The sequence below is a fragment of the Arthrobacter sp. EpRS71 genome (assembly GCF_001512285.1).
Classification (GTDB): Bacteria; Actinomycetota; Actinomycetes; order Actinomycetales; family Micrococcaceae; genus Arthrobacter.
In genome coordinates this window covers 2,218,052-2,231,596 of record NZ_LNUV01000006.1, presented here as the reverse complement: position 1 = coordinate 2,231,596, position 13,545 = coordinate 2,218,052, and the positions used below count along the sequence as shown (strand labels likewise).

14 protein-coding genes and 1 tRNA gene are annotated in these 13,545 nt (G+C 62.7%); 9 read left to right on the top strand and 6 right to left on the bottom strand.

The window, feature by feature from the left end:
- Window positions 1-71: 71 nt before the first annotated feature.
- The 5 genes from AR689_RS20780 to AR689_RS20760 all read right to left on the bottom strand — a co-directional run bounded on the left by AR689_RS20780 (window position 72) and on the right by AR689_RS20760 (window position 4,275).
- Window positions 72-815, bottom strand: a complete 744-nt coding sequence (locus AR689_RS20780) for a GNAT family N-acetyltransferase (protein ID WP_062073211.1) — start codon at window positions 813-815, stop codon at window positions 72-74.
- Window positions 816-824: 9 nt separating this feature from the next.
- A complete protein-coding gene (locus tag AR689_RS20775) occupies window positions 825-1,850 on the bottom strand; it encodes an ATP-dependent 6-phosphofructokinase (RefSeq protein WP_062073209.1) in 1,026 nt (341 codons plus the stop codon).
- 191 nt (window positions 1,851-2,041) lie between these two features.
- Window positions 2,042-2,290, bottom strand: coding sequence for a PspC domain-containing protein (locus AR689_RS20770; protein ID WP_062073208.1), 249 nt, complete (start codon window positions 2,288-2,290; stop codon window positions 2,042-2,044).
- 31 nt (window positions 2,291-2,321) lie between these two features.
- Window positions 2,322-2,723: a hypothetical protein gene (locus AR689_RS23865; protein WP_062073206.1), complete on the bottom strand. Its 402-nt coding sequence runs from the start codon at window positions 2,721-2,723 to the stop codon at window positions 2,322-2,324.
- Between the two features lies 1 nt (window position 2,724).
- Window positions 2,725-4,275, bottom strand: a complete 1,551-nt coding sequence (locus AR689_RS20760; protein WP_197412936.1) for a PspC domain-containing protein — start codon at window positions 4,273-4,275, stop codon at window positions 2,725-2,727.
- 125 nt (window positions 4,276-4,400) lie between these two features.
- On the opposite strand from AR689_RS20760, the gene AR689_RS20755 reads away from it, so the two are divergent.
- Window positions 4,401-5,876, top strand: a complete 1,476-nt coding sequence (locus tag AR689_RS20755) for an ATP-binding protein (RefSeq protein ID WP_062073204.1) — start codon at window positions 4,401-4,403, stop codon at window positions 5,874-5,876.
- Window positions 5,873-6,547, top strand: coding sequence for a LuxR C-terminal-related transcriptional regulator (locus tag AR689_RS20750; RefSeq protein ID WP_062073202.1), 675 nt, complete (start codon window positions 5,873-5,875; stop codon window positions 6,545-6,547). The genes AR689_RS20755 and AR689_RS20750 overlap by 4 nt, the downstream gene beginning before the upstream one ends.
- A 79-nt stretch (window positions 6,548-6,626) precedes the next feature.
- On the opposite strand, the gene AR689_RS20745 is transcribed toward AR689_RS20750, so the two are convergent.
- A complete protein-coding gene (locus tag AR689_RS20745; RefSeq protein WP_062073200.1) occupies window positions 6,627-7,856 on the bottom strand; it encodes a pyridoxal phosphate-dependent aminotransferase in 1,230 nt (409 codons plus the stop codon).
- A 252-nt stretch (window positions 7,857-8,108) separates the two neighbouring features.
- Here AR689_RS20745 and AR689_RS20740 point away from each other — a divergent pair.
- The 7 genes from AR689_RS20740 to AR689_RS20710 all read left to right on the top strand — a co-directional run bounded on the left by AR689_RS20740 (window position 8,109) and on the right by AR689_RS20710 (window position 13,307).
- Window positions 8,109-8,181: transfer RNA gene (locus AR689_RS20740), tRNA-Trp, on the top strand.
- Window positions 8,182-8,261: 80 nt separating this feature from the next.
- Window positions 8,262-8,543: a preprotein translocase subunit SecE gene (secE, locus tag AR689_RS20735; protein ID WP_062073198.1), complete on the top strand. Its 282-nt coding sequence runs from the start codon at window positions 8,262-8,264 to the stop codon at window positions 8,541-8,543.
- Window positions 8,544-8,657: 114 nt separating this feature from the next.
- Window positions 8,658-9,524 carry a transcription termination/antitermination protein NusG gene (gene nusG / locus AR689_RS20730; protein WP_062073196.1) on the top strand — a complete coding sequence of 289 codons (867 nt, stop codon included), beginning with the start codon at window positions 8,658-8,660 and terminating at the stop codon, window positions 9,522-9,524.
- A gap of 130 nt (window positions 9,525-9,654) precedes the next feature.
- Window positions 9,655-10,086 (top strand): 50S ribosomal protein L11, encoded by a 432-nt coding sequence (gene rplK, locus AR689_RS20725; protein WP_011775609.1) that lies wholly within the window; start codon window positions 9,655-9,657, stop codon window positions 10,084-10,086.
- A gap of 147 nt (window positions 10,087-10,233) precedes the next feature.
- Window positions 10,234-10,941 carry a 50S ribosomal protein L1 gene (rplA, locus tag AR689_RS20720; protein ID WP_062073194.1) on the top strand — a complete coding sequence of 236 codons (708 nt, stop codon included), beginning with the start codon at window positions 10,234-10,236 and terminating at the stop codon, window positions 10,939-10,941.
- A gap of 108 nt (window positions 10,942-11,049) precedes the next feature.
- Window positions 11,050-12,159: a GNAT family N-acetyltransferase gene (locus AR689_RS20715; protein ID WP_062073192.1), complete on the top strand. Its 1,110-nt coding sequence runs from the start codon at window positions 11,050-11,052 to the stop codon at window positions 12,157-12,159.
- Window positions 12,138-13,307, top strand: a complete 1,170-nt coding sequence (locus AR689_RS20710) for a GNAT family N-acetyltransferase (RefSeq protein WP_082698096.1) — start codon at window positions 12,138-12,140, stop codon at window positions 13,305-13,307. The genes AR689_RS20715 and AR689_RS20710 overlap by 22 nt, the downstream gene beginning before the upstream one ends.
- Window positions 13,308-13,545 lie beyond the last annotated feature (238 nt).

The following is a 13,545-nucleotide window of genomic DNA, read 5'->3' as shown; positions in this document are numbered from 1 at the left end:
AGTTTTTGTACGGCCGACGCCTTCAAGAAGGCTCCTAAGGGGCGTTGGCTGTACAAGAACTCCGTCGGGCTTCAGCCGAGGTTGACGCTCGCGTGGAGCCCGCCCGTGGCGAAGCCCAGGCTGCGGGCCATGGCGAGAGCACCGGTGTTACTGACGTCGGCCTTCCACTGGAGGGTCAGGCCGGATGCCAGGGCTTCGTGTGCAGCGATGGAAGCGGCCAAAGTGCCCAAGCCCCGCCGGCGCCAGGGAGGCGCGACGAGAACGCCTACATTGGCCAGGATGCCTTCCCACTCGGCGTAGGCGCCGCAGGCCACCGGCGTGGGCTGATCTTCCTCGGGATGCATGATAGTGAAACGATGCTCGAGCCCTCGAAGGCCAACCTCATTGACGTCGTCCGGTGGGCAGAGTCCTTCAAGGCTGATCGCTTCCGGGTTCCCCTGCGAAACCGTGAGGTCCTCCGACGGTTGCTGAAGCGGAAGATCGTCTGCAAAGAACAACGCTGAGGATCCAAGCCCATGCCCGCCGTGTGATCGCGTGATGGTCAGCAGTGTCACATGTTGTGCGAGCTCGGTATCGGGGATGGTTGCCGCTGCATCAAGTGCCCACTGCGGTCCCACCAGCGCCGAAACGCCAAAGAGGCGAAGAAAAATCAAGCTTCGCGCCGAGTCATCCACCCGGGTAATACGGTTGCCGAGGTCACCTGGGTCCGAAGTGGTGAGCCGGTCAGCTACGGTGGCGAAAGCGTCGTCGTCGAGCCCTAAACGACGAGCCCACGCCAGCTGGATAATGGCAGCGGACGTGGGCTCAAGAGTCATGGATTCAGCCTAGCCGAAGAGCACAGACGCTTCGTCGTAGCGGTGTTGCGGCACGGTCTTGAGCTTGCCCAACGCTTCCTCGAATCCCACGTGGGAGATGTCCGTTCCCTTCAAGGCGACCATGGTGCCCCAACGGCCGTCCACCACGGAGTCGATGGCGGCCATGCCCAGGCGCGTCGCCAGAACACGGTCGTAGGCCGTGGGAACGCCGCCACGCTGGATGTGGCCCAGGATGGTGGCGCGGGTTTCAATGCCCGTACGTGCCTCGATCTCGGGGGCCAGTTGGTCAGCAATGCCGCCAAGGCGGGGCCGGCCGAACGTGTCCAGGCCGCGCTCAGAGTGCGGGGATTCCATGTGATCCGGAACGAAGCCCTCGGCTACCACCACCAGCGGCGCACGGCCACGGTCGTGGGCTTCCTGGACCCATTCGGTGATCTGCTCGATGCTGGCCTTCTGCTCGGGGATCAGGATGGCGTGGGCACCCGCAGCCATGCCGGCGTGCAGTGCGATCCAACCGACGTGGCGTCCCATCACTTCGGCGATCATGCAACGGTGGTGGGATTCGCCGGTGGTGCGAAGGCGGTCGATTGCCTCAGTGGCAATCTGGACGGCGGTATCGAATCCGAAGGTGTAGTCGGTGGCATCGAGGTCGTTGTCTACGGTCTTGGGGACGCCGACGATTTTCAGGCCTGCATCGGTGAGGCGCTTAGCGGCCGCAAGGGTGCCTTCGCCGCCGATTGCGATGATGGCGTCAATGCCCAGGCGTTCCATGTGGGCTTTGATGACATCGGGGCCGCCGCCGTTCTCGAACGGGTTGGTGCGGGAGGTGCCCAGAATGGTGCCACCCTGCTTGGCAATACCGCGGACCATGGTGCGGGGAATGTCAATGACATCACCTTCAACCACCCCACGCCAGCCGTCACGGAAGCCCACAAATTCCTGGCCGTGGATGGCGATGCCCTTGAGGACTGCTCCGCGGATCACTGCGTTGAGGCCGGGGCAGTCGCCACCGCTGGTAAGAATGCCAATTTTCATGTTTGCTCACTCATGGCTTGGAGGAATACGTGCAGAGCGCCACGCTGAGCTCCCCATGATTGTAGACGGGCATGTGGGGAGGGACACAAATGGTTACTTTTCAACCCGGCTGTGCGGTATTGGAAACCTGGTGAAAACACAGCTGAAGCGCCCTGCCAGCCGGCGGGGCGCTTCTGCTGTGTTGCCGGTAATTACCGGGAACGCTGGCTGATGAAGGATTCGAGTGCGATCTTGTTGTTCTGGTCCGGCAGGATCAGCCAGCCCAGGATGTAGACCACGAAGGCGGGGCCAGGCAGCAGGCAGAAGAGCAGGAACGCCACCCGAACGTACGCTACGTCTACCTTGAGCCTTGCTGCGATCCCTCCGCAGATGCCGCCGATCCATCGTTGCGGGCCACGCTTCAGGCCGAAGCCCCTGACGATGCTGAAGAACTTGTCCATGGCTACAGACTTCCCTGTTGTGGTTGCTTTGTCACTTCGTGGTGGCTGCTTTTTTGGAACCCTTGCGGGCTGACAGGAGTCCACCTACCACCAGTGCCGCTCCAGCTCCGATCATCAGGCCGATCAGGACGTACGTCCCGTCCAGCCTCACCCAGCCCAGGGTGGAGATGACTATCAGTGCGGCCAAGGCGATCACGATCAGCCCCCACACCACGGTTCCGATCCTTGCCTGCCGTGGTCCGTCGTCGTCAGTGCGTTCTGCAGTGAAGCTGGGTTCCAACGTCGGGGTGAGCGGGATTGGCTGGAGGCTCGGCTTGGGCAGGGCCTCCGTGGGGCGGGTCTCCTTGGGCAGCGCCTCAGTGGGATGTGTCTGCCTGGAAAGAGGCTGCGTCGGCTGGGCCTCGCGGGCTTTGCCTGGCTCGTTCATGCTCATGTCAGTTTCCTTCCTGGATGGTCACGTTGCTGAACGTGCCGTCGATTTCCACCACGAGGTTGGCTCCGGGCTTTTCGGTGTTGTACAGCGTCCGGTCGTCCTGGAGGCGGCCGCCGCGGTCCGAACCGCGTTCGTTGAGGTTGCCGAAGGTCATGTCGGCCCGCACCTCCACGGGGACGTCGTCCGGGATGATGACAGTGACGTTGCTGGCGGTCGCGTCAACGGGAATGGTGACCTCGGAGACCAAGGGGGCTGTCAGGGCCATGTCACTCAAGTCCAGCTGGCCTTGCGCGCCGGTGACGTTGATGCCGAGACGTGCCTGCTCCAGGCTGGTTGGTGCCCAGTTCACGTCATGGAACGTGAAGCGGTCTCCGTTCCTGGGAACCACGTTGAAGATTCCACCGATGATCAGGGCAACCACTGCGAGGAAGCCGAGGAACCCTGACGTCCGGCCGCGCAGTCCAGCGATGAGAATGCCCAAACCGAGCACGGCTGCCCCGGTAGCCCACACCACGGCGTTACCTGAGTTGCCCAACTCAATGACGTTGCCGGCGTCGAGCGCTTTCAGCGTGCCACCTGCAAGAAGTGCTGCGCCGGCGGAGACGGCCACGATCGCAGCTCCCGGGCCCTTATGCTTCGGCGCGGAAGGCTTGGGCTGCCACCCTTGCGGGGGAGTGGGGCCGTATGGCGGACGGGGACCGGAAGGCGCCGACGGACCGGAAGGGTTGAAGGGGCCCGACGGCGGAACCGGGCCGGAGCTGTAGCCGCCGGAGGGGTTGGGCCGCCCCTGCTGCTTGACGCCTGGTGCGGCCGCACCATAAACGGGCACGCCAGTGTTGGTGGCAGTGGATGCGTAGGACGGGGGAGTGCCGTAAGCAGTGTTGCTGCCGGGGGTGGCCGCATAACTTTGCTGCCCCATGGAAGGTGTTCCCTTCGAAGCCTTATTGCGCTGGACCAGGAAGTAGATCAGGTAGAAGACGCCGCCCATCCAGAAGAGTGTCCAGAACAGGCCTGGAAGTCCATCCCAGCCCCAGCCCCAGAATCCGCGGCCCAGTCCCGGCAGGCCGATGATGGTGGTTATCAGCGCTCCGGTCATGCCCCCTGACCATCGCCCCGCGGCGGCTTCTTGGACGTGGATGCGGCCGTCCGGCTCGGGCAGGAGGGCCCAGGCGACGCCGTAGAGAAGTACGCCAACACCGGCAAAGAGCGCCAGGACAATGAAGATGCCCCGGACGATCAGCGGGTCGATCCCGAATCGGTGGGCAACTCCGCTTGCGACGCCGCCAATCCAACGGTCCGGTCCGCGGCGGACGCCCTGGTTGCGGATCCAGTCGAAGAAATTCGTCGGGGATGCGGCAGGGGTGTCGCCGGCCGGTGCGTAGCTGCCGCTCGCAGGACCAGCCCCTGCAGAAGCCCCGGCAGCGGGCTCTCCCTGTGCCCCGGAAGCAGATCCGGCGGCGCCGGTGGAAGCGCCAGGATTGGCGCTCGAGCCGGATGCGCCGGCAGTGCCAGGCGTTCCGGGTTCCTCTGGATTCATGCTGTTCGCGTTCATACTTCGATCCTGCCGCCTTGGCTATGCTGCCCTCTACTGGGGGATACCCTGAATGATCCCTGAGAGACCCCCGAACAACGCTGGTTCCCGGTCCGGGGCCCCCTGATCCGTGTTTGGATTGGTACATGACAACCGCTGTACAACGCCCCGCGCTGGTCCGCAGCAGCGACCGCATGATCGCAGGCGTCTGCAGCGGCTTGGCCGACCATCTGGGCTGGCCCGTCAAATTCGTCCGGCTCGGCATGGTCCTGGCCTGTTTCGCCGGCGGGGCCGGTGTGGCCTTCTATGCGTGGCTGTGGACCATGGTTCCCACCGCGGATGAGAGCGCCAAACGCAATGCCCGCCGGCCGGCGTCGCCCATTGCTCCCGCGGTGAGCCTGCCGCCCACTGCGGCGGCGCCTGCCCAAGCGTCAACAGCGTACGACGCCGGACCGTCGCCGGCGGTGCATGGAGGACCGCCTGCGGCTGGTGCTTCAGGCGGGCAGGAGTCCGGCTCCTCCAGTAGGGCTGGATCCGCTTCCGGCTTCGACGCCACCTCCGCGGACGACTCGTGGGGCGGTAGTGCCTTGTCTCCCTGGTTCTCGTTCCGCAAGATCCAATACGGCAAGGAAATACTGCTCGGCGCGGCCCTGCTCCTGGTGGCCGCCCTCCTGATTGCACGCCAGTTCGGCGTGGACGTTCCCCTGGGGACGCTCATCCCTGCCGCGGCCATTCTGGGTGGTGCTGCGATCGCGTGGATGCAGCTCGATGAAACCCGCAGGGCAGGCCTGGTGGACAAGACCAAGGCCGACCAGGCAGGGGGATGGGTGCGCCTGGCAGCCGGCCTGGCCCTGGTGGTGGCTGGCGTCCTGGTGATGGTCTCCGGATCTGGCTCGTGGGAGCAGACCTGGTTGGCGTTGCTGGCATCCGTGGCAGTGCTTGGCGGTGTTGCCTTGGTATTGCTGCCGTGGGGCCTGAAATTTTGGAAGGACCTGGAAACCGAGCGGGCGGGCCGCGTGCGTGAGACCGAGCGTGCCGAGATCGCTGCCCACTTGCACGACTCCGTCCTCCAGACACTGGCCCTCATCCAGCGCCGGGCCGGTTCTGAACAGGATGTGGTCCGGCTTGCGAGGGCCCAGGAGCGCGAACTCCGGGCCTGGCTCTTCAGCGATGCCGCCAGGGAATCCGGCCTCCTCGCTGACCGGATCAAGTCCGTGGCCGCGGAAGTGGAAGACTCCCACGGCCACGCGGTTGAGGTGGTGACCGTGGGCGATACCGAGATGACGGACCGGCACGAAGCCCTGGTCCAGGCCGCAAGGGAAGCCATGGTCAACGCCGCCAGGCATGGTGGCGGGACCGTATCCGTGTATTTGGAGAGCACCGCGGGAAGCACGGAGATCTTCATCAAGGACCGCGGCCCGGGCTTTGACCTCGACGCTGTTCCGGACGACAGGCTGGGCGTGAAGGAATCGATCATTGGCCGGATGAAGCGGCACGGTGGTACTGCAGCGATCACCAGCAGCAGTGACGGAACGGAAGTCCGCCTGACCCTTCCGTCCGCAAGCGTGGACGCCGGGGACCAGCGGAACAATGATGTACGGAATGGAGAAGCGAAGCAATGAATACCAACCCGGACAGTGGCACAGGACGCAGGGTACCTGTGGTGATCGTCGATGACCACACCATCTTCCGTTCCGGCCTCAAAGCCGACCTCGACGAACGCATGGATGTGGTGGGAGAGGCCGGAACGGTGGAACAGGCCATTGCGGTGATCGCGGAGTCACGTCCCGAGGTGGTCCTGCTGGACGTACACCTGCCCGGAGGTCTGGGTGGTGGCGGGCGTGAGGTCATCGCCGGATCGTCGGCCTTGTTGGGCACCACCAGCTTCCTGGCGCTCAGTGTCTCCGATGCCGCCGAGGACGTGGTCTCCGTGATCCGTGCAGGCGCCCGGGGCTACGTCACCAAGACCATCTCCGGCAAGGAGATTTCCGACGCCGTGATCCGGGTGGCCGATGGCGATGCCGTGTTCTCGCCAAGGCTTGCAGGCTTCGTGCTCGACGCCTTCGGGACTGCTCCAGCGGACATCGCGGACGACGAACTGGACAAGCTTTCCGCCCGCGAACTCGAAGTCATGCGGCTCATCGCGCGAGGGTACAGCTACAAGGAGGTCGCCAAGGAACTCTTCATTTCCATCAAGACCGTGGAAACGCATGTGTCGGCGGTCCTGAGGAAGTTGCAGCTCTCCAGCCGCCACGAACTCACCAAATGGGCTGCCGAACGCCGCCTCCTCTAGCGCTCTCTCACATCCCGCGCCTTAAACGCAAACGCTCTTCCACCTGTCACGGTGGAAGAGCGTCTGCTGTGGCTGGTTGCTACTTGGCCTTGCCCAGGAATTCCTGGATCCGGCGGACGCCTTCTGCCAGATCCTCGTCACCGAGTGCGTAGCTGAGGCGGACGTAACCGGAGGGACCGAATGCCTCGCCCGGAACCACGGCAACTTCAACCTCGTCGAGGATGAGGGTGGCGAGTTCAGCCGAGGTTTGGGGCCGGACGGGACCGTTGGAGGTCTCAAATTCCTTACCCAGCAGGCCGCGGACGTCCGCGTAGACGTAGAAGGCGCCGGTCGGCGTCGGGCATTCAACGCCTTCGATCGCGTTCAGTCCGGCGACGATTGCCTTACGGCGGCGGTCGAAGGCCACCTTCATCTCGTCGACGGCGGTCAGCGGGCCCGTGAGGGCAGCGGCAGCGGCGATCTGCATGATGTTGGAGACGTTCGACGTCGCGTGCGACTGAAGGTTGGTGGCCGCCTTGATGACGTCGGCAGGGCCGATCATCCATCCCACGCGCCAACCGGTCATGGCGTAGGTCTTGGCCACACCGTTGAGGATGACAACTTTGTCGCCCAGTTCCGGGGCGGCAGTGGCGATGGAGGTGAACTCGACGCCGTCGTAGGTCAGGTGCTCGTAGATCTCGTCGGTAACAACCCAGAGTCCCTTGGACGCGGCCCACTTGCCGATCTCCGCAACCTGCTCGGGGCTGTAAACCGCGCCGGTGGGGTTGGACGGGGAAACGAAGAGCAGGATCTTGGTCCTGTCCGTCACCGCGGCCTCAAGCTGCTCGATGGTCACGAGGTAGCCCTGTTCGGGACCGGCGAAGACCTCAACAGGCACGCCGCCGGCAAGGCGGATGGCTTCCGGGTAGGTGGTCCAGAAAGGGGTGGGGATGATGACTTCGTCGCCCGGGTCCACCAAGGTTGCGAACGTGTTGTAGACGGCCTGCTTACCGCCATTGGTCACCAGGACCTGGGACGGGTCAACCTTGTAGCCGGAGTCCCGCAGGGTCTTCTCCGCGATGGCCTTCTTAAGCTCGGGCAGGCCGCCCGCGGGGGAGTAACGGTGGTACTTCGGCTGGCTGGCCGCTTCAATGGCTGCCTGGACGATGTAGTCGGGGGTGGGGAAATCGGGTTCGCCGGCACCGAAACCGATCACGGGACGTCCCGCGGCCTTCAGTGCCTTGGCCTTGGCGTCAACGGCAAGGGTGGCGGACTCTGCAATGGCGGAGATTCGCTGTGAAATGCGGGCGGTAGTTGTTCCGGCAGACATCTATGTACCGTTCTTCGCAGGCAGCTCGTGGGCTGGATGATGGGATTCGACGTAAACTACCTTATGCTGTTCTGCGGAGCTCCCGGGTGCCTGCAGAACTTTGTGACTGATAATGCTGGTCACAGGCTTTCCGGGCTGGGAGGTCCTGAATCGGGCCGGTTCGACTATCGCGAAATTCTTGCGTAGACTGGTTCACCGGTGTTGAAAAGCACCACAGGCTGAAGTGCGGCCTGAAACATGGATTCATTCCATAGGGTAGTGGCGCAATTGGTAGCGCAGCGGTCTCCAAAACCGCAGGTTGCAGGTTCGAGTCCTGTCTGCCCTGCGCAAGCTGTTCCGGCGGAAACGCCGGGGCACGCGCAGCAACCATGGCTCTGATCAGAGTCGGGTCAACGACTTTGCAAGGTGAGTGAGGACCAGGTGACCGAAACAGCTGCCAGCAGCTCGAAGGGCCGTCCCGCCAAGAAAACCGATCGCGGTTTCTTCGCCCGAATTGCACTCTTCGTCCGCCAGGTCATTGGTGAACTGAAGAAGGTCGTTGCTCCAACCCGCAAGGAACTGATCAATTACACGCTCGTGGTGCTGGTGTTCGTGGCCATCATGATGCTCATCGTCACTCTGCTGGATCTGGCTTTCGGCACGGGAGTCAGCTGGGTCTTCGGTGGGTCAGGCGCTACGGACCGCTAAGCGGATCTGTCCGCAAACTGTGTGAAATTCCTTGGTAGTTCAGGGATTTTGCGGGGTTTGCGGAATTGAGCCATTTAAATAGGCATGTTAGGCAATGAGGAAGCAGGAGACCAAGTGTCTGAGCAGGAGCTCGAGGTAAACGAGACTGAGCTGGGCGAATCCGCCGAGGACTCAGCCGACGCCACGGCAATTGTCGTGGAAGAGTCCGAGGTCGATTCTGCTGCGCCCGAATCTGCCGACGCCGACGATTCCGAAGAGGATTTCGAAGCTGATGTAGACGCCGAGTCTGATGACGCATCCGGTGATGTTGCCGATGAAGACGACGCTTCGGAAGAGTCCGACGGCGACGAACTGGCAGCCGCTGCTGCAGCCGCCCCGGTCGATCCGGCTGAAGAGTTCAAGGGCAAGCTGCGCCGCCAGGAAGGTGACTGGTACGTCATCCACTCCTACGCCGGTTACGAGAACCGCGTGAAGGCCAACCTTGAGACCCGCATCCAGACCCTGGACATGGAAGATTACATCTTCGAGATCCAGGTCCCCATGGAAGAGGTCGTTGAGATCAAGAACGCGCAGCGCAAGGTCATCAACCGCGTGCGCATTCCCGGCTACGTCCTGGTCCGTATGGATCTGACCGACGCTTCCTGGGGCGCCGTTCGACACACGCCGGGTGTCACCGGCTTCGTGGGCAACGCCCACAACCCTGTCCCGCTGCGGCTCGATGAGGTCTTCTCCATGCTCGCCCCGGTCTTCGAAGAAGAGCAGGCAGAGCAGGGCAAGCCCGTCAACAAGCAGAACCAGGCTCCCGTGGCCGTCGACTTCGAGGTCGGCGAGTCGGTTATCGTCAAGGAAGGTCCGTTCGAGACCCTCCCGGCTACGATCTCCGAGATCAAGCCCGAGTCCCAGACCCTGGTGGTTCTGGTCTCGATCTTCGAGCGCGAAACCCCGGTAACGCTCGCCTTCAACCAGGTCACCAAGATCTAGCTGATTCCAAAATTTCGCTCCAGTCCTGCCTGCTTAGCAGTTCGGGAGTGGCCGGCCGCCTCGCCATGGCGGCCACCAACCTGGGACGCGCTCCTGTGTCCCAGGAAGCTATTGAGAGAAGGACCCTACATTGGCTCCCAAGAAGAAGGTCACCGGCCTCATCAAGCTGCAGATCCAGGCAGGTGCCGCTAACCCGGCTCCGCCGATCGGTCCTGCGCTTGGCCAGCACGGTGTCAACATCATGGAATTCTGCAAGGCGTACAACGCTGCAACGGAATCCCAGCGCGGAAACGTTATCCCGGTTGAAATCACGGTTTACGAAGACCGTTCCTTCACCTTCATCACCAAGACCCCGCCGGCTGCAGAGCTCATCAAGAAGGCTGCAGGCGTCGCCAAGGGTTCGGCCACCCCGCACACCGTCAAGGTTGCCAAGCTGACCCAGGCACAGGTTGAGGAAATTGCTTCCACCAAGATGGAAGACCTCAACGCCAACGACATCAAGGCTGCCGCCCTGATCATCGCAGGCACCGCCCGCTCCATGGGCATCACCGTAGAAGGCTAGTAACCTTCGAAGGCCCTTGTGGCCTTCACCCGCCGGGCAACCGGCATCTGAAACATTGAAATGTCGCAGGATCCTTGCCGGATCCTCGGCTTGTGGCAGGGCCCAGCGCGGTCCGCAGACCACAACTGCACAAGGAGAAATAGCAGCATGGCAAAGCGCAGCAAAGCATATGAGGCAGCCGTAGCCAAGATCGAGGCAGGCAAGGTTTACGCCCCGGTCGAGGCCATCACCCTCGCGAAGGACACCAACCCTTCCAAGTTCGACGCAACCGTTGAGGTAGCTTTCCGTTTGGGCGTTGACCCGCGTAAGGCCGACCAGATGGTTCGTGGCACCGTCAACCTGCCCCACGGCACCGGTAAGACCGCCCGCGTCCTCGTTTTCGCAACGGGCGACAAAGCTGAAGCAGCAATCGCTGCCGGCGCTGACTTCGTTGGTTCCGATGACCTGATCGAAAAGATCGCAGCCGGCTGGACCGACTTCGATGCCGCAGTGGCAACCCCTGACCTCATGGGCAAGGTTGGCCGTCTGGGCAAGGTCCTCGGTCCGCGTAACCTGATGCCGAACCCGAAGACCGGTACGGTTACCCCGGATGTCACCAAGGCTGTCAACGACATCAAGGGTGGCAAGATCGACTTCCGCGTCGACAAGCACTCCAACCTGCACTTCATCATCGGCAAGGTGTCTTTCGACGTCAACAAGCTGGCTGAGAACTACGCAGCTGCACTGGAAGAGGTTCTTCGTTTGAAGCCGTCCGCTTCCAAGGGCCGCTACATCCAGAAGGCTACCGTTGCCACCACGTTCGGTCCGGGCATCACCGTTGACCCGAACGTCACCAAGGTCCTCGTCGACGCGTAAGCTTCGCGGGCACTTGCTCTGATAAAAGGACCGTCCGGCTCTGCCGGGCGGTCCTTTTTCTTGCCCTTTCCCTGTTCACCTGCAGTGGTGCGCCGTAGGATGTGGTGCGTGGCGTCGTCGTACTCTTCCGCCCCCGCCGGGTTGTCCGTAGAACGGATTCCGGTCCCCGCAAGCCCCGACGCGACGGGGTCGCCCGATTTTCGCGCCTTCCATGATCTTGACGTTGCCCATCACCTGGATCTCTGGGGCGATCTGGACCGTTGTTCCACGCTGGCCGAAGCTGTCCTCTTCTGGCAGGGCAATGCCTACGAAGAGCGGCACGTCTTCCTGGCGCGCCTGGATGAGGTAGTGGTGGGCCGCGGCACGCTGACACTGCCGCTGAGCGAAAACACCACGACGGCGGGTGTGGACGTCGTGGTGGACGCCGGCTATCGGCGCCGCGGCATTGGCACAAGGATCCTCGAGGTGCTGGAAGGACTGGCCCAGGAACGGGACCGTGTGTCCTTTGACGCGTTTTGCTCGGAGCCAATGCGGCTCATCGTCCCAAAAGCCGAGCTGCTGGAGGCAAAATCCGGTACGGGCGGCGTCCCGCTGGATACCGCCTCCACTGGCTTTGCCCTTCATCACGGCTATTCCCTGGAGCAGGTGGAAACCAACAGCACGCTGCCCCTTCCGGTGGGGGAAGAGCTCCTGCGGGAGCTCGAAGAGCAGGCAACCAAACTGGCGGCCGGGTACAGCGTGATCGGATGGCAGGACCGCTGCCCTGATGAGCTCGTGGACGTGTTCGCCAGGCTCAAAAGCCTCATGAGTACGGAGGTACCTATTGCAGGCCTGGGCTGGGAGGGCGAGGAGTGGGATGCCAACCGTGTCCGTGTGGAGGAGAACGCCTGGCTGGCAGGTGGAGTGGCCTTCACGGCGGCTGTTGCCCGACACGATGCCACGGGTGAGTTGGCGGCGTACACCATCCTCACCCACCGTGAAGCCACGCCGGGCATGGTCTACCAAGAGGACACCTTGGTTGCTCCCGGACACCGCGGTTACCGCCTCGGCATGCTGGTCAAAATAGCCAATCTTCGCCGTGTACAAACGTTGTGGCCGGCCGCCACGTCGGTGATGACATGGAACGCCAATGAAAACCGGCATATGCTGGCCATAAATATCGCCTTGGGGTTCAAGCCTTCCGGCTTTGACGGCGAATGGCAGAAACGGCTGGAATGACTGTAGACGAGGCGAAGACCGTTCAAGTCGAGCAGCTCTGGGTGCCTGACACCCTGGACAGCCCCGACGCGACTGATTTCCTGGACGCCGTGGAAGTAGGGCGACGGGTACGCATGGAGACCTGGGGGAGTGACGACCTCGCCTACACCCCCTTGGAAAAGCTGTTGGAGCTTTCTGATCCCTATGAGCGCCAGATTCTTCTGGTGGCAAAAGTAGAGGGCGTCATTGTGGGCACAGTGGACATCGCCCTCCCCTTGGCGGACAACCTTGACCTGGCGGAGTTCACTTTGGACATCCTTCCCGAGTTCCAAGGGCAGGGCGTCGGCCGTCAATTGCTGGAAGCCGCGGAGCAGCTCGCCCGGGCAGAAGGACGCACCATGGCTTTGGTGGATACCAACCATCCGGCAACGTCCCTCACCGAGATACCCGAGGACCAGTTGATCCCGGGCAGCGGTGCTGGTTTCGTACCGGTGAGCAGCAGGGAGGTGGACTTCGCCAAACGGGCTGGATACACCCTTCAGCACATTGAACAGTTCAGCTCCTGCGTGCTGCCTCTGGATTCCAAGCTGGTGGGGGATCTGCAGCTCGAAGCAGAAGAGGCCAACGGAGGCCGGTACGCTTTGCATCATTGGACGGACCGTTGCCCCGAACCTTGGCTGGAAGCCGTTGCCGCATTGGAGAACGCGGCCGGGGAAGTGGTGCGGGACGAGGGGGACGAGGACGCACCTGAAGTCGAAGCGAGCGGAATGGTTTTCGACGAAGCGGTTCTGCGCGAAACCGAGAACGCCGCTTTGGCGCAGGGCCGGCGCACCGTGGTGACCGCCGTCGAGCATGTAGAGAGCGGACGCCTGGTGGGCCTGACCACCATCAGCGTTCTTGCGCACCGCCAAGACGTGGTCTTCCAAGACGATACTTTGGTCCTGCAGGAGCAGCGGGGCAACAAGCTTGGCTTGCTGATCAAGGTTGCCAACATGGAACGGCTGAGCGAGCAGTTCCCGGACGCCCGTGTCATCTATACATGGAACGCGCCGGAGAACAGGTACCTCCTGACTGTGAACAAACAGTTGGGATTCACCACGGCAGGCGTCACTGGACTGTGGCAGAAGGAACTTCCGGGCAGGTTGTCGGGAGCAACGTCGTCAGACTAGGCCGGGCCGATTTGGTTTGCCGAACACTCTCCCGTAACCTTGAATTACCAAAGACCGTCGGTTGATGGGAATCCACTCTTTCGAGCATGGCTCAATTCTGTAGCTGCGCCCCTGAGGCAAAAGTGAATTCCTTGACGAAGGACCCTGAACATAGGGCGGCCGGCGCAGGTGAACGAAGCAAGTCTCCACGGATAAAACTGTGTTGAGCCAAGCCCCGTGCATCTGCGCGGGGCGTTTT